At 69.7% G+C, this 20,399-nt stretch carries 20 protein-coding genes; 9 read left to right on the forward strand and 11 right to left on the reverse strand.

The window, feature by feature from the left end; all coding sequences use genetic code 11:
• Nucleotides 1-92: 92 nt before the first annotated feature.
• The 8 genes from ABZ904_RS45615 to ABZ904_RS45650 form a co-directional block, all read right to left on the reverse strand.
• Nucleotides 93-428, reverse strand: coding sequence for a metal-sulfur cluster assembly factor (locus ABZ904_RS45615; protein ID WP_359392431.1), 336 nt, complete (start codon nt 426-428; stop codon nt 93-95).
• Nucleotides 425-892, reverse strand: coding sequence for a Fe-S cluster assembly sulfur transfer protein SufU (gene sufU / locus ABZ904_RS45620; RefSeq protein WP_359392429.1), 468 nt, complete (start codon nt 890-892; stop codon nt 425-427). Before sufU ends, ABZ904_RS45615 begins: the two co-directional genes overlap by 4 nt.
• Nucleotides 893-908: 16 nt before the next feature.
• Complete coding sequence (locus tag ABZ904_RS45625; protein WP_359392427.1) at nt 909-2,165, reverse strand: cysteine desulfurase; 1,257 nt, start codon at nt 2,163-2,165, stop codon at nt 909-911.
• On the reverse strand, nt 2,162-2,926 hold the full coding sequence (sufC, locus tag ABZ904_RS45630; RefSeq protein WP_359392425.1) for a Fe-S cluster assembly ATPase SufC: 765 nt from the start codon (nt 2,924-2,926) through the stop codon (nt 2,162-2,164). Before sufC ends, ABZ904_RS45625 begins: the two co-directional genes overlap by 4 nt.
• A gap of 7 nt (nt 2,927-2,933) precedes the next feature.
• Nucleotides 2,934-3,263 (reverse strand): non-heme iron oxygenase ferredoxin subunit, encoded by a 330-nt coding sequence (locus ABZ904_RS45635; RefSeq protein ID WP_359392423.1) that lies wholly within the window; start codon nt 3,261-3,263, stop codon nt 2,934-2,936.
• Nucleotides 3,260-4,360 carry a Fe-S cluster assembly protein SufD gene (gene sufD, locus ABZ904_RS45640; protein WP_359392571.1) on the reverse strand — a complete coding sequence of 367 codons (1,101 nt, stop codon included), beginning with the start codon at nt 4,358-4,360 and terminating at the stop codon, nt 3,260-3,262. The genes ABZ904_RS45635 and sufD overlap by 4 nt, the downstream gene beginning before the upstream one ends.
• Nucleotides 4,361-4,568: 208 nt before the next feature.
• Nucleotides 4,569-5,990 carry a Fe-S cluster assembly protein SufB gene (gene sufB / locus ABZ904_RS45645; RefSeq protein ID WP_359392421.1) on the reverse strand — a complete coding sequence of 474 codons (1,422 nt, stop codon included), beginning with the start codon at nt 5,988-5,990 and terminating at the stop codon, nt 4,569-4,571.
• A complete protein-coding gene (locus ABZ904_RS45650) occupies nt 5,987-6,775 on the reverse strand; it encodes a metalloregulator ArsR/SmtB family transcription factor (RefSeq protein WP_359392419.1) in 789 nt (262 codons plus the stop codon). The genes sufB and ABZ904_RS45650 overlap by 4 nt, the downstream gene beginning before the upstream one ends.
• 161 nt (nt 6,776-6,936) lie before the next feature.
• Here ABZ904_RS45650 and ABZ904_RS45655 point away from each other — a divergent pair, with 161 nt between their 5' ends.
• The 4 genes from ABZ904_RS45655 (at nt 6,937) to ABZ904_RS45670 (ending at nt 10,633) form a co-directional block, all read left to right on the forward strand.
• Entirely contained in the window at nt 6,937-7,728 is a 792-nt protein-coding gene (locus ABZ904_RS45655) for an AAC(3) family N-acetyltransferase (protein ID WP_359392417.1), read from the forward strand.
• Between the two features lie 84 nt (nt 7,729-7,812).
• Nucleotides 7,813-8,736 carry an ABC transporter ATP-binding protein gene (locus ABZ904_RS45660; RefSeq protein ID WP_359392415.1) on the forward strand — a complete coding sequence of 308 codons (924 nt, stop codon included), beginning with the start codon at nt 7,813-7,815 and terminating at the stop codon, nt 8,734-8,736.
• Nucleotides 8,737-8,786: 50 nt separating this feature from the next.
• Entirely contained in the window at nt 8,787-9,503 is a 717-nt protein-coding gene (locus ABZ904_RS45665) for an ABC transporter permease (RefSeq protein ID WP_360996931.1), read from the forward strand.
• Nucleotides 9,504-9,625: 122 nt separating this feature from the next.
• Nucleotides 9,626-10,633, forward strand: coding sequence for a COX15/CtaA family protein (locus ABZ904_RS45670; protein ID WP_359392413.1), 1,008 nt, complete (start codon nt 9,626-9,628; stop codon nt 10,631-10,633).
• Between the two features lie 43 nt (nt 10,634-10,676).
• Here the strand turns inward: ABZ904_RS45670 and ABZ904_RS45675 are convergent, their stop codons facing one another.
• The 3 genes from ABZ904_RS45675 to ABZ904_RS45685 all read right to left on the reverse strand — a co-directional run bounded on the left by ABZ904_RS45675 (nt 10,677) and on the right by ABZ904_RS45685 (nt 13,303).
• Nucleotides 10,677-11,783, reverse strand: coding sequence for an amidohydrolase family protein (locus ABZ904_RS45675; protein WP_359392411.1), 1,107 nt, complete (start codon nt 11,781-11,783; stop codon nt 10,677-10,679).
• A 56-nt stretch (nt 11,784-11,839) separates the two neighbouring features.
• A complete protein-coding gene (locus tag ABZ904_RS45680; RefSeq protein ID WP_359392409.1) occupies nt 11,840-12,196 on the reverse strand; it encodes a hypothetical protein in 357 nt (118 codons plus the stop codon).
• A 105-nt stretch (nt 12,197-12,301) separates the two neighbouring features.
• Nucleotides 12,302-13,303: a heme o synthase gene (locus ABZ904_RS45685; protein WP_359392407.1), complete on the reverse strand. Its 1,002-nt coding sequence runs from the start codon at nt 13,301-13,303 to the stop codon at nt 12,302-12,304.
• 351 nt (nt 13,304-13,654) lie between these two features.
• On the opposite strand from ABZ904_RS45685, the gene tkt reads away from it, so the two are divergent.
• Genes tkt through pgl form a run of 5 tightly spaced genes read left to right on the forward strand, consistent with a single transcriptional unit; the run spans nt 13,655 to nt 20,296 of the window.
• Entirely contained in the window at nt 13,655-15,742 is a 2,088-nt protein-coding gene (gene tkt, locus ABZ904_RS45690) for a transketolase (RefSeq protein WP_359392405.1), read from the forward strand.
• Nucleotides 15,743-15,776: 34 nt separating this feature from the next.
• Entirely contained in the window at nt 15,777-16,895 is a 1,119-nt protein-coding gene (tal, locus tag ABZ904_RS45695) for a transaldolase (protein ID WP_359392403.1), read from the forward strand.
• A gap of 4 nt (nt 16,896-16,899) precedes the next feature.
• Nucleotides 16,900-18,432, forward strand: coding sequence for a glucose-6-phosphate dehydrogenase (gene zwf, locus ABZ904_RS45700; protein ID WP_361830026.1), 1,533 nt, complete (start codon nt 16,900-16,902; stop codon nt 18,430-18,432).
• Complete coding sequence (gene opcA, locus ABZ904_RS45705) at nt 18,429-19,517, forward strand: glucose-6-phosphate dehydrogenase assembly protein OpcA (protein WP_360996882.1); 1,089 nt, start codon at nt 18,429-18,431, stop codon at nt 19,515-19,517. The genes zwf and opcA overlap by 4 nt, the downstream gene beginning before the upstream one ends.
• The gene (pgl, locus tag ABZ904_RS45710; RefSeq protein ID WP_360996884.1) at nt 19,514-20,296 is read left to right on the forward strand and encodes a 6-phosphogluconolactonase; all 783 of its coding nucleotides are present in this window, start codon (nt 19,514-19,516) and stop codon (nt 20,294-20,296) included. The genes opcA and pgl overlap by 4 nt, the downstream gene beginning before the upstream one ends.
• The last annotated feature ends 103 nt before the right edge of the window (nt 20,297-20,399 follow it).

Genomic DNA, 20,399 nt, shown 5'->3' on the forward strand with positions numbered 1-20,399 from the left:
CCCACCAGGTCCGGGCTTGACCACGTTAACGCGTATCGGGGGGGCCCGCGTGGGGTGCCGCCGCTTTCGTCTGCCGGGAAAGCCGGTGGGTGTCAGACGTTGAACCCGAGCGCCCGGAGTTGCTCGCGGCCGTCGTCCGTGATCTTGTCGGGGCCCCACGGCGGCATCCAGACCCAGTTGATCCGCAGCTCGCCGACGAGACCGTCCGTGGCGGACTTGGCCTGGTCCTCGATGACGTCCGTCAGCGGGCAGGCCGCCGACGTCAGGGTCATGTCCACGGTGGCGATGTTCGCCGACTCGTCGATGTGGATGCCGTAGATCAGGCCGAGGTTGACGACGTCGATGCCCAGCTCGGGGTCGACGACGTCCATCAGGGCCTCGCGGAGCTCCTCCTCCGAGACCGGCTTCATCTCCACGGTGTCGCTCATGCCGTCTTCCTTTCGGCGTCGGCTCCGCCCAGCGCCTGGGCCGTCGCGTCCTTCCACGCCATCCAGCTCAGGAGGGCGCACTTCACCCGCGCCGGGTATTTGGAGACACCGGCGAACGCCACCGCGTCCTCCAGCACCTCCTCCATCGCGTCGTCGGGTTCGATCCGGCCCTTGGACTGCATCAGCTCCAGGAAGGTCTCCTGGATCTTCTGCGCCTCGGCCAGTTCCCTGCCGACGAGCAGTTCGTTCAGTACGGAGGCCGAGGCCTGGCTGATGGAGCAGCCCTGGCCCTCGTACGAGACGTCCTTGATCGTCGTGCCGTCGTACTTCACACGCAGCGTGATCTCGTCGCCGCAGGTCGGATTGACGTGGTGCACCTCGGCGTCGCCATCCCTCAGACCGCGCCCGTGCGGGTGCTTGTAGTGGTCCAGGATGACTTCCTGGTACATCGAATCCAGCTTCACGGTTTCAGCACGCCCTTCAGCCGAAGAAGTTCCGTACGTGCTCCAGCCCCTCGACCAGTGCGTCGATCTCGGCCGGCGTGGAGTACAGATAGAACGACGCCCGCGTGGTCGCAGGAATTCCGTACCGCAGGCAGACGGGGCGGGCGCAGTGGTGGCCGACCCGGACCGCGATGCCCTGCTCGTCGAGGACCTGGCCCACGTCGTGGGGGTGGATGTCACCGAGCGTGAAGGAGATCGCCGCGCCCCGGTCCTCGGCCGTGGTGGGGCCGATGATCTTCAGGTCGGGGACCTCGCTCAGCCGCTGCACCGCGTACTCGGTGAGCGCGTGCTCATGGGCGAGGATCTTGTCCATGCCGATCGCGCTCAGGTAGTCGATCGCCGCGCCGAGGCCGACCGCCTGCGCGATCGGCGGGGTGCCCGCCTCGAACTTGTGGGGCGCCGGAGCGTACGTCGACGAGTGCATCGACACGGTCTCGATCATCTCGCCGCCGCCCAGGAACGGAGGCAGGTCCTCCAGCAGCTCCTGGCGGCCCCACAGCACGCCGATGCCCGTCGGGCCGCACATCTTGTGGCCGGTGAAGGCCACGAAGTCGGCCTGCAGGGCCTGGACGTCCAGCGGCATGTGCGGTGCGGCCTGGGAGGCGTCGATGCAGACGAGTGCGCCGACCTCCTGGGCGCGGCGGACTATCGCCTCGACCGGGTTGACCGTGCCCAGGATGTTGGACACCAGCACAAAGGAGACGATCTTCGTCTTCTCGGTGATGATCTCGTCGATGTTCGACAGGTCGAGCCGGCCGTCGTCCGTGAGGCCGAACCACTTCAGCTTCGCGCCGGTGCGCTGCGACAGCAGCTGCCACGGAACGATGTTGGAGTGGTGCTCCATCTCCGTGATGACGATCTCGGTGTCGTGGTCGACGCGGTAGGGCTCGTCGGCCCAGCCCAGCATGTTCGCCACGAGGTTGAGCGACTCGGAGGCGTTCTTGGTGAAGATCACCTCGTCGCGGCTCGGCGCGTTGATGAACGCGGCGACCTTGTCGCGCGCGCCCTCGTACAGCGCCGTGGCCTCCTCGGCGAGCACATGCACACCGCGGTGGACGTTGGCGTTGTAGCGCTCGTAGTACTCGCCGAGGACGTCCAGCACCTGGCGCGGCTTCTGCGAGGTCGCTGCGTTGTCCAGGTACACGAGCTTCTTGCCGTCGTGGACCAGCCGGTCCAGGACGGGGAAGTCCTTGCGGATCGCCTCGGTGTCGAGGAGGCCCGGCAGCTGTGTCACGCGGATACGCCACCCTTCGTGTACGCCTCGTAGCCCTCGTCCTCCAGCTTGTCGGCGAGCTCGGCACCGCCGGACTCGACGATCCGCCCGCCGGAGAAGACGTGGACGAAGTCGGGCTTGATGTAGCGCAGGATGCGCGTGTAGTGCGTGATCAGCAGGGTGCCGACCTCGCCGGTCTCGCGGACGCGGTTGACGCCCTCGGAGACGATGCGCAGCGCGTCGACGTCCAGGCCGGAGTCCGTCTCGTCGAGGATCGCGATCTTCGGCTTGAGCAGCTCCAGCTGGAGGATCTCGTGGCGCTTCTTCTCACCGCCGGAGAAGCCCTCGTTCACGTTGCGCTCGGCGAAGGAGGGGTCCATGTTGAGACGCTCCATGGTCTCCTTGACCTCCTTCACCCAGGTGCGCAGCTTGGGGGCCTCGCCGCGGATCGCGGTGGCGGAGGTGCGCAGGAAGTTGGAGACGGAGACGCCGGGGACCTCGACCGGGTACTGCATCGCGAGGAACAGGCCCGCGCGGGCGCGCTCGTCGACGGGCATCGCGAGGACGTCCTCGCCGTCGAGCAGAACGGTGCCGCTGGTGATCGTGTACTTGGGGTGACCCGCGAGCGAGTAGGCGAGGGTCGACTTGCCCGAGCCGTTGGGGCCCATGATGGCGTGCGTCTCGCCCTGCTTCACGGTGAGGTCGACGCCCTTGAGGATCTCCTTCGTGGCGTTGTCGGCCTCGACGGTGACGTGCAGGTCTCGGATTTCAAGCGTTGCCATGGGTGCCTCAGGACTCCTGGGTGAGGGAGACGAGCACGTCGTCTCCTTCGATCTTTACGGGGTAAACGGGGACGGGGCGCGTCGCGGGAAGTGCGTCGGGCTTTCCGGAACGGAGGTCGAAGCGCGAGCCGTGCAGCCAGCACTCGATGTGACAGTCGTCGACCTCGCCCTCGGCGAGGGAGACGTTCGCGTGCGAGCAGATGTCGTTGATCGCGAACACCTCGCCCTCGGTCTTGACGACCGAGACCGGCGTGCCGTCGAGTTCCACCCTTTTCGGGGTGTCCTCCTCCAGCTCGCTCAGCCTGCAGACGCGTACGAACTTCGACGGTTCAGTCATGCGACCGACGCCTCCAGCTCCTCTTCGATCTTGGCGATCAGGCGCTCCTCGATGTCCTTGACGCCGATCTGCTGGACCAGCTCGGCGAAGAAGCCGCGGACCACCAGGCGGCGGGCGTCGTGCTCCGGGATACCGCGGGCCATCAGGTAGAAGAGCTGCTCGTCGTCGAAGCGGCCGGTGGCGGAGGCGTGGCCGGCGCCGACGATCTCGCCGGTCTCGATCTCCAGGTTCGGGACCGAGTCGACGCGGGCGCCGTCCGTGAGCACCAGGTTGCGGTTCATCTCGTAGGTGTCCGTGCCCTCGGCCTTGGCCTCGATGAGCACGTCGCCGATCCACACCGCGTGCGCGTCGTCGCCCTGCAGCGCGCCCTTGTAGGCGACGTTCGACTTGCAGTGCGGGGTGTTGTGGTCGACGAAGAGCCGGTGCTCCTGGTGCTGGCCCTGGTCGGTGAAGTACAGGCCGTACAGCTCCGCCTCACCGCCGGTGCCGGCATAGTTCACGCGAGGGTGCAGACGCACCACGTCGCCGCCGAAGGTCACGACCACGGACTTGAAGCTCGCGTCCCGGCCGACCAGCGCGTTGTGCTGGGCCGCGTGAACCGCCGTGTCGTCCCAGTCCTGGACCGAGACGACGGTCAGCTTGGCGCCGTCGCCCAGGACGTATTCCACGTTCGCGGCGAGGACCGCGTCACCGGTGTGGTCGATGACGACGACGGCCTCGGCGAAGGCGCCCAGCTCGATCACCTGGTGACCGAAGGCCACCCCGCCCTCGCCGTGCACGGCGATCCGGACGGGCTCGGTGAGCACCGTGTCCTTGGGGACGGTGACCACGCCGGCCGTCTCGAACGCCGAGTAGGCCTGCGCGGCCACCCGGTCCACCGGGGTGCCCGCCCTGCCGAGCCGGGCATCGTCCCGGCCGACGCTCTCGACGGTGACGCCCTCGGGAGCCTCGACGCTCACCTTCACACCGGCGCCGTTCGTCACCGCGGTGCCGTCGTGCAGGCCGCGCAGCCGCTCCAGCGGCGTGAACCGCCACTCCTCCTCACGGCCGTGCGGCACCGGGAAGTCCGCCACGTCGAAGGACGGCGGCGCACTCATACGGGTGGCGACGGTCGACTCCGCGGCGACCGCGATCGAGCCGGTGGTGGTGCTGCCTACCGGTGGGGGTCCCCCCGCGCGAGCGGAGCCGAGCGTGGGGGAGTTCTGGGCCTCAGCCATGGCTGTCGTTGTGCTCTCTTCCTAAGTCAGTGGTGACCCGCGGCCCGCCGCGGAAAGGCGGGCCGCCTGCTGCGGACGAGGACGGCCGTCAGCCGACCGCGCCTTCCATCTGCAGCTCGATCAGCCGGTTGAGCTCCAGCGCGTACTCCATCGGCAGTTCCTTGGCGATCGGCTCGACGAAGCCGCGCACGATCATCGCCATCGCCTCGAACTCGGAGAGGCCGCGGCTCATCAGGTAGAAGAGCTGGTCCTCGGAGACCTTGGAGACGGTCGCCTCGTGGCCCATGGACACGTCGTCCTCGCGGACGTCCACGTAGGGGTAGGTGTCCGAGCGGGAGATGGTGTCGACGAGCAGCGCGTCACAGAGCACGTTGGACTTGGAACCCGCGGCGCCCTCGCCGATCTCGACCAGGCCGCGGTAGGAGGTACGGCCGCCGCCGCGCGCCACCGACTTGGAGACGATGTTGGACGAGGTGTTCGGCGCCATGTGGACCATCTTGGAGCCGGCGTCCTGGTGCTGACCCTCGCCCGCGAAGGCGATGGACAGGGTCTCGCCCTTGGCGTGCTCGCCCATCAGGTAGACGGCGGGGTACTTCATCGTCACCTTGGAGCCGATGTTGCCGTCGATCCACTCCATGGTCGCGCCCTCGTAGGCCACGGCGCGCTTGGTGACCAGGTTGTAGACGTTGTTGGACCAGTTCTGGATGGTCGTGTAGCGGCAGCGGGCGTTCTTCTTGACGATGATCTCGACGACCGCGGAGTGCAGCGAGTCCGACTTGTAGATCGGGGCCGTGCAGCCCTCGACGTAGTGGACGTAGGCACCCTCGTCGACGATGATCAGGGTCCGCTCGAACTGGCCCATGTTCTCCGTGTTGATACGGAAGTAGGCCTGGAGCGGGATCTCCACGTGCACGCCCGGCGGCACGTAGATGAAGGAGCCGCCGGACCACACGGCGGTGTTCAGCGAGGCGAATTTGTTGTCACCGGCCGGGATGACGGTCCCGAAGTACTCCTTGAAGAGCTCCGGGTGCTCCTTCAGCGCGGTGTCGGTGTCGAGGAAGATGACGCCCTGCTCCTCCAGGTCCTCACGGATCTGGTGGTAGACGACCTCCGACTCGTACTGGGCCGCGACACCGGCCACGAGGCGCTGCTTCTCCGCCTCCGGGATGCCGAGCTTGTCGTACGTGTTCTTGATGTCCTCGGGCAGGTCCTCCCAGGACTCCGCCTGCTTCTCCGTGGAGCGCACGAAGTACTTGATGTTGTCGAAGTCGATGCCCGACAGGTCCGAGCCCCAGTTCGGCATGGGCTTCTTCTCGAAGAGCCGCAGGCCCTTGAGGCGCAGCTTGGTCATCCACTCCGGCTCGGACTTCTTCGCCGAGATGTCGCGGACGACGTCTTCGCTCAGACCGCGCTTCGCCGCGGCACCGGCCTCGTCGGAGTCGGCCCAGCCGTATTCGTAGTTGCCCAGGCCCTCGAGTTCGGGGTGAGCAGTCTCCGTGGGGAGAGTCATGCGGGGTTCCTCCCGGCCGTGCTGGCAGATGCGTTGTGGGTGGTCTTGGAAATCTTTGTGGCTTCGGCTGCCGGGGGCGCATGGGGCGCTCTCGGGATGAACGTCGTACAGACACCGTCGCCGTGCGCGATCGTCGCCAGTCGCTGGACGTGCGTGCCGAGCAGATCGGAGAAGATCTCCGTCTCGACCTCGCACAGTTGCGGGAACTGTTCCGCGACGTGGGCGACCGGGCAGTGGTGCTGGCAGAGCTGTTCGCCGACCGGGGCGCTGCGCGCCGTAGCAGCGTACCCGTCCGCGCTCAAGGCCTTGGCCAGCGCTTCGGTGCGCTGTGCCGGGTCGGCGGCCTCGATGGCCTCCCGGTAGGCGGTGGCCTGCTCGGCGATCCTGGCGCGGGCGAAGGCCACGACGGCCTCGTCCCCGCCGAACCGCTCCTTGATGAAGCGCAGGGCGTCCGCGGCGAGCTTGTCGTACGACTGGTCGAACGCGTCACGGCCGCAGTCCGTGAGCGCGAAGACCTTGGCGGGGCGACCACGCGTACGCGCGCCGTACACGCGCTGCTCCCGGGCCACCACGACGTCGTCGGCGACGAGCGCGTCCAGGTGCCGCCGTACGGCCGCCTGGGTGAGCTGCAGCCTTCCGGCGAGCTCGGTGACGGTCGACGGCCCGTGGTCCAGGATGGACCGCGCGACCCGGTTGCGTGTCGAGCGATCCGACCGCAACCCAGCCGCGAGCTCCTCCTGCGGGGCCCCCGTGGGGGTCTCCCGAGCTTCGCCGACGTTTTTCACAACGCCATTGTTGCGTAATTCCTCGGAGCCTGACAAGCGCCGTCCGACCGGGCACCGGTGCCGTGCATCACTTAGGGATACCTAAGGTGACCTGCGTGAACGATCCCTGATCGATCAAAACGGGTGGCGTCCGCCGCGACTGTCGGCAAGACTCCCGGACCATGCCCACACCCCCTCCCACCGGCCCTCTTGTCACCCGGGACACCGTCTGCACGCAACTGCGCGCGCTCGGGGTCACCCCCGGCGAGACCCTCCTCGTGCACTCCTCGCTCAGCTCCCTCGGCTGGGTCTGCGGTGGCGCCCTCGCGGTGGTCCAGGGACTTCTGGACGTGCTCGGTCCCGAGGGCACGCTCGTGGTGCCGACCCAGACGGGTGACCTCTCGGACCCCGCGCTGTGGAGCAGGCCACCGGTGCCCGAGGAGTGGTGGGAGACGATCCGCGCCGCCATGCCCGCATACGACCCGCTGGTCACACCGTCACGCGGGGTCGGAGTGATACCGGAGACCGTCCGCACCTGGCCGGGTGCCTCACGCAGCGCCCATCCGCAGACCTCGTTCGCGGCGATCGGCCCGCGCGCCCGGACGATCCTCGACGGACACGCTCCCGACTGCCGGCTCGGTGAGAAGAGCCCGCTGGCCCGGCTGGAGGCGATGGGCGCCCGTGTCCTGCTGCTCGGCGCGGGCTACAGCACCTGCACCAGCTTCCACCTGGCCGAGTACCGGATACCCGCGCCCCGGGTGCGGGTGGGCCGGCCGGGCCCGGCCGGCTGGGAGGTGGTGACCGAGGTGGCGATCAGCTCGGACCGGTTCGACGAGCTCGGCCACGATTTCGAGCGGGACCGTACGGTCGTCCGGGGGAAGGTGGGTGCGGCCGGGGTACGGCTGTTCCCCGTGGCGGACGCGGTGGCCTATGCGGAGCGATGGCTGCCGTTGCACCGGCCGGGCGAGGAGTAGTTTCCGGACGCCCTCACGCGGCCTCCGACCGGATTCCGGACCCCCTCGTCTCGCGCCCGGGGCGCCTACCTAGACTCTGGACCCATGCGAAGTGAGCCGGTCGTCCAGGTCCAGTCCCTGGTGAAGCGCTACGGCGCAAAGACCGCGGTGGACGGCCTCGACCTGGTGGCCCGGGCGGGCATCACCGCGGTACTGGGGCCCAACGGGGCGGGCAAGACGACCACGGTGGAGACCTGCGAGGGGTACCGGAAGCCGGATTCCGGCGCGGTACGCGTCCTGGGTCTCGACCCGGTCCGCGAAGCCTCCGCGCTGCGTCCCCGCATAGGTGTCATGCTCCAGTCGGGCGGCGTCTACCCGGGCGCCCGCGCCGACGAGATGCTGCGCCATGTCGCCAAGCTGCACGCCGATCCGCTGGACGTGGACGGGCTCATGGAGCGCCTCGGGCTCGGCGGCTGCGGACGCACGGCGTACCGGCGGCTGTCGGGCGGACAGCAGCAGCGGCTGGCGCTCGCCATGGCCGTCGTCGGCCGTCCCGAGCTCGTGTTCCTGGACGAGCCGACCGCCGGTCTCGACCCCCAGGCGCGCCGGGCCACCTGGGATCTCGTGCGCGATCTGCGTGCCGACGGGGTCTCCGTGATCCTCACGACGCACTACATGGACGAGGCCGAGCAGCTCGCCGACGATGTCGCGATCATCGACGGGGGCCGGGTCATCGCACAGGGCTCCCCGGAGGAGCTGTGCCGTGGCGGCGCCGAGAACACCCTGCGTTTCACCGGCCGCCCTGGTCTCGACGTGGGGTCGCTGCTGAAGGCGCTCCCGGCGGACTGCACGGCCGGGGAGCTGACGCCGGGCGCGTACCGGGTCGTGGGCAAGGTCGATCCGCAACTGCTGGCCACGGTCACCTCCTGGTGCGCCCAGCACGGGGTGATGCCGGACCGGATCTCCGTCGAACGGCATACCCTCGAAGACGTTTTCCTCGAGCTGACCGGCAGGGAGCTGCGCTCGTGACCACCGTCGGTATCCACGCGCCGAAGCCCGGCGCCGCGCCGCTGCCCCGCATGATCGCGGCGCAAGCCGCGCTCGAGACGAAGATGCTGCTCCGCAACGGTGAGCAGCTGCTGCTGACGGTGGTCATCCCGACGCTGCTGCTCGTCCTCTTCAGCTCCGTCGACGTCGTGGACACCGGCGCCGGCAAGGCAGTCGACTTCCTGACGCCGGGCATACTGGCGCTCGCCGTGATGTCGACGGCGTTCACGGGACAGGCCATCGCGACCGGGTTCGAGCGCCGGTACGGCGTGCTGAAGCGGCTCGCCTCCTCACCGCTCCCCCGCTGGGGCCTGATGACGGCGAAGACGGCCTCCGTCCTGGTCACCGAGATCCTCCAGGTGGTCCTGCTGACGGTGATCGCCTTCGCGCTGGGCTGGTCGCCGCACGGCAACCCGCTCGCGGTGCTTCTCCTGCTGGTGCTGGGCACGGCGGCCTTCTCCGGACTCGGGCTGCTGATGGCCGGAACGCTGAAGGCCGAGGCCACTCTGGCCGCCGCCAACCTGGTCTTCCTGCTGCTGCTCGTGGGCGGCGGCGTCATCGTGCCGCTGGACAAGTTCCCCTCCGGTGCCGAGCACGTGCTCGATCTGCTGCCGATCTCCGCGCTCTCGGACGGTCTGCGGAGCGTCCTTCAGCACGGGGCCGGTACGCCCTGGGGCGACCTGGGCGTGCTGGCGGTGTGGGCCGTCGTGGGCCTGGCCGCGGCCGGAAAGTTCTTCCGCTGGGAGTGACCCCGGCTCCCCGGGGCATCGGGAAACATCGCGGCCGGCGGCTCCCTGCGCGACATCCCGGCTTCTCGCGGGACTCCCGTGGGCCGACCCCTCGTGAAACCGTGCACAAGCGGCCCCTTACCATGAGGGGCGTGCCAAACGTGACTCGCGCCGACGCCGTGGCGGCCGTGCGCAACCCGATCGCCTTCATCGCCGCGCGCTGGACCCCGGAACCCCGGACGGTTCAGCGGGCGGCGCTCTCCGCGCTCGTCATGTCGGTGGTCATCGTCGTCACCGGCGGCGCCGTGCGCCTGACGGGCTCCGGACTCGGCTGTCCGACCTGGCCTCAGTGCACGGACAACTCGCTGACCACGACCGGCGCCATGGGCATCCACGGCGTCATCGAGTTCAGCAACCGCATGCTGACCTACGTGCTGTGCGCGGCGGTCGGCTGGGCGATCGTCGCCGCCCGCTCGCAGAAGCCGTGGCGGCGCGGCCTCACCCGGCTGGGCTGGGCGCAGTTCTGGATCGTGATGAGCAACGCGATCCTCGGCGGCATCGTGGTCCTCGTGGGCCTCAACCCGTACACCGTCGCCGCCCACTTCCTGCTCTCCACCGCGCTGATCACCGTGGCCACGCTCATGTGGCAGCGCACCCGCGAGGGCGACGCGGCTCCGCGCCCGCTGGTCGGCAAGGCCGTGCAGCAGCTGGTGTGGTTCCTGGTCGTCGCCTCGGTGCTGCTGATCGCGGTGGGCACCGTGGTCACCGGCGCGGGTCCGCACGCCGGTGACTCCCGGGAAGTCGAGCGCATCCCCGTCGACTGGGAGACCATCGCCAAACTGCACGCGGTGCTCGCCTGGATCGTGGTGACGCTCACCTTCGCCCTGTGGTTCGTCCTCAAGGCGGTCGACGCGCCCGCGAACCCGCTGCACCGCACCCGGGACCTGTTCCTGATCCTGCTGGGCCAGGGAGTCATCGGCTACGTCCAGTACTTCACCCACCTTCCGGAGATCCTGGTGGGCCTGCACATGTTCGGCGCCTGCCTGGTGTGGATCGGCGTGCTCAGGGTGCTGCTGGCGTTGCGCGAACGCCCCGAGGCGACGGCGGGCCTTCCGGGGCCCTCGGCGGAGTCGGCCCTGACGGCCGCGTGACGCCCGGCCGGAGCCCTGCGGCTCCGGCGCGAGGCCGCAGGCCTCACTTCAGCCCGTACACCCGCAGTGCGTTGCCCGCGGCGATCATCCCCGCCACCCGCTGAGCGTCCTCCAGCGACCAGGCGCCCTCGGCGACCCAGTCCCCCAGCAGCCGGGAGAGCGCCTCACGGAACAGCTGGGCCCCGACCACATGGAGTTCGGGCAGTCCGTGCGCGCCGCTGGAGAAGAGGAGCTTGCCGAAGGGCGCCAGCTCCAGGATCTCGGCCAGCACGTCGGCAGCCCGGGCACCGGTGCGGACGAGCGCCGCGCCCAGGTCCGCGTACACGTGCGGGAACACCCCCGCGAGATGCGCCGCGTGCCGGTGGTACGGATAGCCGTGCAGCAGGACGAGGTCCGTGCCGAGCCCGGCCGTGGCGCGTACGAAGTCGGTGAGCAGGACCGGGTCGGTGCGGTCGATCCGCAGGCCCGGTTCGCCGAGGCCCGCGTGCAGTTGCAGGGGCCGGCCCGAGGCGACCGCGCTCCACAGCAGATGGCGCAGCAGAACGGGGTCGGACAGGGTGCCGCCGACCCGGCGGCCGGCGAGCCAGCGGCCCGCCGCGCCGCGTACCTCGCCCGGCCCCGGCGGCTCGGGCGCCAGGGCCAGACCGTGCCGGACTCCCGCCACCGAGGTGAACGCCACCGCGTGCGCCGCCGCCCCGTGGATGGACTCGGCGAGATTGGCGAGGAACGACTCCACCGTTCCCGAGGTGTCGGCCACCTGTTCGGCGAGCAGCTCGAGACGGACGATCTCATGTGCCTCGGCCGCTCCCGCCGAGGCCATCTCGGCCGGACCGGTGAGATCGCCGGGCAGCCCGGTGTCGACGAGATAGGTGGTGATGCCGCTGCCCCGCAGCAGTCTGCGCCCCGACTCCAGGACGCCGAGCTCCCGGCGCCGGGCGAGGTAGCGGGCGGGCGGGCAGTGCGGCTCCAGACCGAGCAGCGGCGGACACCAGCGGCGGACGGCGAAACCCGTCTGGGTGTCGAACAGGGTGGTGCCGGCCGCCGGCGGCCCCTCCGTACGGGCGAGGTGGGCCTCGAAGGTGCCGAGGCCCAGCTCGGTACGGAGCACGCCGTGGCAGTACTGGTCCACCAAGGACGATGTTTCGATCACCCGGACTCCCCGCGTCTGGACCGGTCCTCTTCAGGTCCTAACGGGTGAACCCGGTCTCAGGTGTTGCTCGGACCGCCCAGTTGGATCCCCGCCATGCGCTTCCACTCGTACGGGCCGGTCTTCACCTTGGCCGCGAGCTCGCCGTCGAAGGCCTCGTGCACGGTGATTCCGGCCTTCTGCACGGCCTTCTCGGCGATGTCGTACGTCGGTGCGACAAGGTCACCCCAGCCGCCGTCCTCGCCCACGAGCACGATCCTGGCGCCGCGCTGCCCGATGTACGCCACCTGCCCCTCGGCGCCGCCGTGCGCCTTGGCGAAGGCGTCGATCTCCTTGGCGAGCCGGGTCGCCCTGCGCTCGGCCCTGGCGGCCTGCTTGGCGTCCGTGCCCTCGTCAACCTGCTGCGTGTCTGCCATGGCCAGGATGCTACCGAGGGGTAGATCGAACGGCGACGGGAGGGGTGCGTGGCCTTGACCACGCACCCCTCCCGTCGGTCGTGCAGATGACGTCCGCCGCGGCGGCTACCGGAGGAAGGGGTCCACCGCCACGGCGACGAAGAGCAACGAGACGTAGGTGATGCTCCAGTGGAACAGGCGCATCTCCTTCAGCTTCACGCCCATCGCCTCCGACCTCGCCCGGTTCTGCAGCGCGTGCGCCTCCCACAGCCACCAGCCGCCGGCCGCGAGGGCGACCGTCGTGTAGAACCAGCCCGTGTAGCCGAGCGGGGTGAGCAGCAGGGAGACCACGACCATCACCCAGCTGTAGATGACGATCTGCCGGGCGACCACCTTGTTGGAGGCGATGACCGGCAGCATCGGCACGCCCACGCGCGCGTAGTCGTCCTTGACCTTCATGGACAGCGGCCAGTAGTGCGGCGGCGTCCAGAAGAACATGACGAGGAAGAGGATGACCGGCGCCCACGACAGCGAGTTCGTGACGGACGACCAGCCGATGAGGACGGGCAGGCAGCCGGCGATGCCGCCCCACACGATGTTCTGTGAGGTACGTCGTTTGAGGATCATCGTGTAGACGACGACGTAGAAGAGCAGCGCACCGAGCGACAGCCAGGCGGACAGCCAGTTGACGGTGAAACCGAACAGCAGCGTCGAGACGACCGCCAGCGTGATGCCGAAGGCGAGGCACTCACGGGGGCTGACCATGCCGGTGACCAGCGGGCGCTGCGAGGTGCGATCCATGAGCGCGTCGATGTCCCGGTCGATGTACATGTTGAGCGCGTTGGCACCACCCGCGGAGAGGTAGCCGCCGACGCAGGTGAGCAGCACCAGCCTCAGGCTCGGCACGCCCTGCTGGGCGAGGAACATCACCGGTACGGTGGTGATCAGGAGCAGCTCGATGATCCGCGGCTTGGTGAGCGCCACGAAGGCCTTGACCCGGGCCCCAAACGGCCGCTGGCCCCGGCTGCTGCTCGTCCCGAGCTCCCGCGCAGCCTCGAGGGCGTGGGCGGTGCCCCCACCCGTTGGACGGGATTCGACGGCCGTCACGTACACCCCTGACAGAGACATCCCAGCGAGCCCGGGCTGTGAATTCCCGGTAAAGGCTCGCGCGTACTCACGCAACTTTAGACGTTGCCCACAGCCCGCCCTTCGCGGGGGTGGGTCGTGTTGGAAGCGGCGGGCGCGACCCGGGAAAGGCGACCGGACACGAGCCGAACCTCGCTCGATTGAGCAGCCGGATGAGCGGCTCCGTATTCACTTGCCGACCGGGATCGGCCGGTCGGGAGGCGGATGACGACGACTCCCGGCAGTCTGGAATGACTCGAAAAGACGCACGTACCTACGGGGGTAGGCTCAGCAACGGCCGGTGGGCGTCCAGTGCACCGGCATTCGACATGTGGAGAGGAGCCCTGACCCAGGGTGAGCACCAAGCCGACCACAACAGACCTCGAGTGGACCGAGTTGGACCAGCGGGCCGTCGACACCGCCCGCGTCCTGGCCGCCGATGCCGTACAGAAGGTCGGCAACGGCCATCCCGGTACGGCGATGAGCCTGGCTCCGGCCGCCTACACCCTCTTCCAGAAGGTGATGCGCCACGACCCGGCGGATCCCCAGTGGGTGGGCCGTGACCGCTTCGTCCTGTCCGCCGGCCACACGTCCCTGACTCTCTACACGCAGCTCTACATGGCCGGTTTCGGCCTGGAGCTGACCGATCTGGAGTCCTTCCGCACCTGGGGCTCGAAGACCCCCGGCCACCCGGAGTACGGGCACACCAAGGGTGTGGAGACGACGACCGGCCCGCTGGGCCAGGGTGTCGCCAACGCGGTGGGCATGGCCATGGCCTCGCGTTACGAGCGCGGTCTGTTCGACCCGGACGCGGCGCCCGGCACTTCCCCCTTCGACCACTTCATCTATTGCATCGCCGGTGACGGCTGCCTCCAGGAGGGCATCTCCGCCGAGGCGTCCTCGCTCGCCGGTCACCAGGAGCTCGGCAATCTGATCCTGCTGTGGGACGACAACCACATCTCGATCGAGGGCGACACGGAGACCGCGGTCTCCGAGGACACGGTCAAGCGCTACGAGGCCTACGGCTGGCACGTGCAGCGGGTAGCGCCCAAGCCGGACGGCGACCTGGACCCGAACGCCATCTACGACGCGATCGAGGCGGCCAAGAAGGTCACGGACCGGCCCTCCTTCATCGCGATGCGCTCGATCATCGCCTGGCCGGCTCCGCACGCACAGAACACCGAGGCCGCACACGGCTCGGCCCTCGGCGAGGACGAGGTCGCGGCCACCAAGCGCGTCCTCGGCTTCGACCCGGACAAGAGCTTCCAGGTGGCCGACGAGGTCATCGAGCACACCCGCAAGGCCCTCGATCGCGGCCGTGCGGCGAAGGCCGACTGGGAGAAGTCCTTCCAGGAGTGGCGCTCGGGCAACCCGGAGCGCGCCGCCGAGTTCGACCGCATGAGCGAGGGCGAGCTGCCCACCGGCTGGGAGGAGAAGCTCCCGGTCTTCGAGGCGGGCAAGGCGGTCGCCACGCGCGCCGCGTCCGGCAAGGTGCTGCAGGCCCTCGGCGCGATCGTCCCGGAACTGTGGGGCGGCTCCGCCGACCTGGCCGGCTCGAACAACACCACCATCGACAAGAACAGCTCGTTCCTGCCGGCGGACAATCCGCTGCCGGGGGCGAACCCCTACGGCCGGACAATCCACTTCGGTATCCGCGAGCACTCGATGGCCGCCGAGATGAACGGCATCACGCTGCACGGCAACACCCGCGTCTACGGTGGCACCTTCCTGGTGTTCTCCGACTACATGCGCAACGCGGTGCGCCTGTCGGCCCTGATGCACCTGCCGGTGACGTACGTGTGGACCCACGACTCCATCGGCCTGGGCGAGGACGGCCCGACCCACCAGCCCGTCGAGCACCTGGCCTCGCTGCGCGCCATCCCGGGCCTGAACGTCGTGCGCCCGGCCGACGCCAACGAGACCGCCATCGCCTGGCGCGAGATCCTCAAGCGCTGGACCAAGGAGTTCGGCAAGGGCGCCCCGCACGGTCTCGCGCTGACCCGCCAGGGCGTGCCGACCTACGAGCCCAACGAGGACACCGTCCGCGGTGGTTATGTGATGTTCGAGGCCGACGGTGGCGAGCCGCAGGTGATCCTGATCGCCACCGGTTCCGAGGTGCACATCGCCGTCGAGGCCCGCGAGCAGCTCCAGGCCGACGGAATCCCGACGCGGGTCGTGTCGATGCCGTCGGTGGAGTGGTTCGAGGAGCAGGACCAGGGGTACCGGGACAGCGTCCTGCCGCCGTCGGTGAAGGCCCGGGTCGCGGTCGAGGCCGGGATCGGGCTCACCTGGCACAGGTTCGTCGGGGATGCGGGTCGCATCGTTTCCCTGGAGCACTTCGGTGCTTCGGCCGACGGCAAGGTGCTCTTCCGGGAGTTCGGGTTCACTGCCGAGAACGTTGCATCCGCCGCTCGGGAATCGATCGCCGCAGCCCAGCGCTGACGCTGATATACGACACGTAGGAGATGCATTTTCCATGACAGACGCACTCAAGCGCCTCTCCGAAGAAGGCGTCGCGATCTGGCTGGACGACCTGTCGCGCAAGCGGATCACGTCCGGCAACCTCGCCGAGCTGATCGACCAGCAGCACGTCGTGGGCGTCACCACCAACCCGACGATCTTCCAGAAGGCGATCTCGTCGGGCGACGGCTACGAGCAGCAGCTCGCCGACCTCGCCGCCCGCAAGGTCACCGTCGAAGAGGCCATCCGCATGATCACCACGGCGGACGTCCGGGACGCCGCCGACATCCTGCGTCCGGTGTTCGACGCCACGCAGGGCCAGGACGGCCGGGTGTCGATCGAGGTCGACCCGCGCCTCGCGCACAACACCCGGGCGACCGTCGCCGAGGCCAAGCAGCTCGCCTGGCTGGTCGACCGCCCGAACACGCTCATCAAGATCCCGGCCACCGAGGCGGGTCTCCCGGCGATCACCGAGACCATCGGCAACGGCATCAGCGTCAACGTCACGCTGATCTTCTCGCTGGACCGCTACCGCAAGGTCATGGACGCCTACCTGGCCGGCCTGGAGAAGGCCAAGGAGCGCGGCCTGGACCTGTCCAAGATCTACTCCGTGGCGTCCTTCTTCGTGTCCCGGGTGGACACGGAGACCGACAAGCGGCTCGACGGCATCGGCACGCCGGAGGCGAAGGCGCTGCGCGGCAAGGCGGCCATCGCCAACGCGCGACTCGCCTACGAGGCCTACGAAGAGGTGTTCAGCAGCGACCGCTGGCTGGCTCTGGACAAGGCGCGGGCCAACAAGCAGCGCCCGCTGTGGGCCTCCACCGGCGTCAAGGACCCCGCGTACAAGGACACCATGTACGTGGTGGACCTGGTGGCGCCGAACACGGTGAACACCATGCCGGAGGCCACCCTGCTGGCCGTCGAGGACCACGGCGAGATCGGTGGGAACACCGTCGCCGGCACCTACGACCAGGCGCGCGCGGACCTCGACGCGATCGAGAGGCTCGGCATCTCGTACGACGAGGTGGTCCAGCTCCTGGAGGACGAGGGCGTCGACAAGTTCGAGGGTTCCTGGAACGACCTGCTCAAGTCGACCGAGGCGGAGCTGCAGCGCCTCGCCCCTTCGGAGGGCTGAGACCTTGACATCCGTACACGGAGCGAACCCGCTTCGTGACGCCGCGGACCGACGGCTCCCGCGTATCGCGGGGCCGTCGGGCCTGGTCATTTTCGGCGTTACGGGCGATTTGTCACGTAAAAAGCTCATGCCTGCCGTTTACGACCTCGCCAACCGCGGCCTGCTGCCGCCGGGCTTCTCGCTCGTCGGCTTCGCCCGCCGCGAGTGGCACCACGAGGACTTCGCCAAGGAGGTCCACGACGCCGTCAAGGAGCACGCCCGTACGCCGTTCCGCGAGGAGGTCTGGCAGCAGCTCATCCAGGGGATGCGCTTCGTCCAGGGCACCTTCGACGACGACGACGCGTTCGAGCGGCTGCGCTCCACCATCGAGGAGCTGGACAAGGCGCAGGGCACAGGCGGCAACTTCGCCTTCTACCTCTCGGTGCCGCCCAAGTCCTTCCCCGTGGTCATCCAGCAGCTGAAGAAGCACGGCCTGGCCGACCAGACCGGCGGCTCCTGGCGGCGCGCGGTCATCGAGAAGCCCTTCGGCCACGACCTGAAGTCGGCGGAGGAACTCAACGCGATCGTGCATGAGGTCTTCGCCTCCGACCAGGTCTTCCGTATCGATCACTACCTGGGCAAGGAGACCGTCCAGAACATCCTGGCGCTGCGCTTCGCCAACACGATGTTCGAGCCCATCTGGAACCGGTCCTTCGTGGACCATGTGCAGATCACGATGGCCGAGGACATCGGCATCGGCGGGCGCGCCGGCTACTACGACGGCATCGGCGCCGCCCGTGACGTCATCCAGAACCACCTGCTGCAGCTGCTGGCCCTCACGGCCATGGAGGAGCCCGCCTCCTTCGACGCGGACGCGCTCGCGGCCGAGAAGACCAAGGTGCTCGGGGCCGTCCGGCTGCCCCGGGACCTCGGCCGTGACACCGTGTTCGCGCAGTACTCGGCCGGCTGGCAGGGCGGCGAGAAGGCGGTCGGCTACCTCCAGGAGGAGGGCATCGACCCCAAGTCGAAGACCGACACCTATGCCGCGATCAAGGTGGGGATCGACAACCGCCGCTGGGCGGGCATCCCCTTCTATCTGCGCACCGGCAAGCGCCTGGGCCGCCGGGTCACCGAGATCGCGGTCGTCTTCCAGCGCGCCCCGCACTCCCCCTTCGACACCACCGCCACCGAGGAGCTGGGCCAGAACGCGGTCGTCATCCGCGTCCAGCCCGATGAGGGCGTCACCGTCCGCTTCGGCTCCAAGGTGCCGGGCACCTCGATGGAGATCCGGGACGTGTCCATGGACTTCGCCTACGGCGAGTCCTTCACCGAGTCCAGCCCCGAGGCGTACGAGCGCCTGATCCTGGACGTCCTGCTCGGGGACTCGAACCTCTTCCCGCGGACCGAGGAGGTCGAGCGGTCCTGGGAGATCCTCGACCCGATCGAGCAGTACTGGGACAAGCACGGCAAGCCCGCTCGGTACCTGGCCGGAACCTGGGGGCCCGCCGAGGCGGACGAGATGCTCGAACGAGACGGACGGAGCTGGCGCCGGCCATGAAGATGGACCTCACGGACACCACTGCCAGCAAGATAAACAAGGCGCTGGTGCAGGGCCGCCGCGCCATCGGCACGCCCGCGGTCGGCATGGTGCTCACCCTGGTCATCGTCACCGACGAGGAGAACGCCTACGACGCCCTGAAGGCCGCGAACGAGGCCTCGCGCGAGCACCCCTCGCGCACCCTCGTGGTCATCAAGCGCGTCTCGCGTTCGCCCCGCGACCGCACGACCTCGCGCCTGGACGCCGAGGTGTGGGTGGGCGCGGACGCGGGCACCGGCGAGACGGTGGTGCTGCGGCTGTACGGCGAGGTGGTGAACCACGCCCAGTCCGTGGTGCTGCCGCTGCTGCTGCCGGACGCGCCGGTCGTCGCCTGGTGGCCGGTGAACGCACCGCTCGACCCGGCCAGCGACCCCCTCGGCGCGCTCGCCCAGCGCCGGGTCACGGACACGTACACGGCCGAGGCGCCGGTGCGGGAGCTGAGCGCGCGCGCCGACGCCTACACGCCCGGCGACACCGACCTGTCGTGGACCCGCATCACGCCCTGGCGCTCGATGCTGGCCGCGGCCCTCGACCAGGTCACCTGCGACGTCAAGGGCGTCGAGGTGGAGGGCGAGGAGTTCAACCCGAGTTGTGAGCTGCTCGCGATGTGGCTCGCCGACCGGCTGAGCGTCCCCGTCAAGCGCTCCCTCTCCTCCGGCCCCGGCCTCACCGCCGTCCGGATGGACACGAACTGCGGCCCGATCGTGCTCGACCGGGCGGACGGCTCGCTCGCGACCCTCTCCATCCACGGGCAGCCGGACCGCGCGGTGGCGCTCAAGCGCCGCGACACGGCCGAGCTGATCGCGGAGGAGCTGCGCAGGCTCGACCCGGACGACACCTACGCCTCGGCGCTGCGGTACGGCGTCGACCGGCTGGGTGCCGGGGCGGAGTCCGCCGCGGCCGCGACCGAGGCGGCCGGCGGCAAGGCGGCCGACGAGACCGCGGCTCCGGCAGACGTCGCGAAACCGGCACCGGCCGCGGCGCAGGAGCCGGCGGCGGAACACAAGACGGGCGGGAAGCACCCGGCGAAGAAGGCGGCGAAGTGAGCACCCCACAACTCGTCGTACACCGCGACAAGGAGCTGATGGCCCAGGCCGCGGCCGCCCGGCTGATCACCAAGGTCGTGGACGCCCAGGCGTCCCGCGGCTCCGCCTCGGTCGTGCTGACCGGCGGGCGCAACGGCAACGGCCTGCTGGCCGCGCTCGCCGCCGCTCCCGCCCGGGACGCCGTCGACTGGGGCCGGATCGACCTGTGGTGGGGCGACGAGCGGTTCCTGCCCGAGGGCGACCCCGAGCGGAACCACACCCAGGCCCGCGAGGCGCTGCTCGACGCGGTGCCGCTGGACCCGAAGCGCGTGCACGCCATGCCCGCGTCGGACGGCCTGTACGGCAACGACGTGGACGCCGCCGCCGAGGCGTACGCGGCGGAGCTGGCACGGGCGGCGGGCCCCGAGAACCACGGTGCGGTGCCCACCTTCGACGTCCTGATGCTGGGCGTCGGCCCGGACACGCACGTGGCCTCGCTCTTCCCGGAGATGCCCGCGGTGCGGGAGACCGAGCGGACGGTGGTCGGCGTGCACGGCTCGCCGAAGCCGCCGCCGACGCGGGTCTCGCTCACGCTCCCGGCGATCCGGTCGGCCCGCGAAGTCTGGCTGCTGGCGGCCGGTGAGGACAAGGCGCAGGCGGTCGCCATCGCGCTGTCCGGGGCAGGAGAGATCCAGGCTCCGGCGGCGGGCGCGCGCGGCAGGTCACGCACCCTGTGGCTGCTGGACGCGGCGGCGGCCTCGCAACTGCCGAGGTCGCTGTATCCGCCGGCGTCGGCCTGAGCGACGCATCTCGTCACCGAAGCCGGACGCCGGACGGGCTGTAGAACGGCCCGCTGCGGGCTGCTGCGTCATCGCGCTCCCTCGTGTTCGTCTCGGCGTCCGG

It is taken from the genome of Streptomyces sp. NPDC046900 (genome assembly GCF_040644975.1).
Lineage (GTDB): Bacteria > Actinomycetota > Actinomycetes > Streptomycetales > Streptomycetaceae > Streptomyces.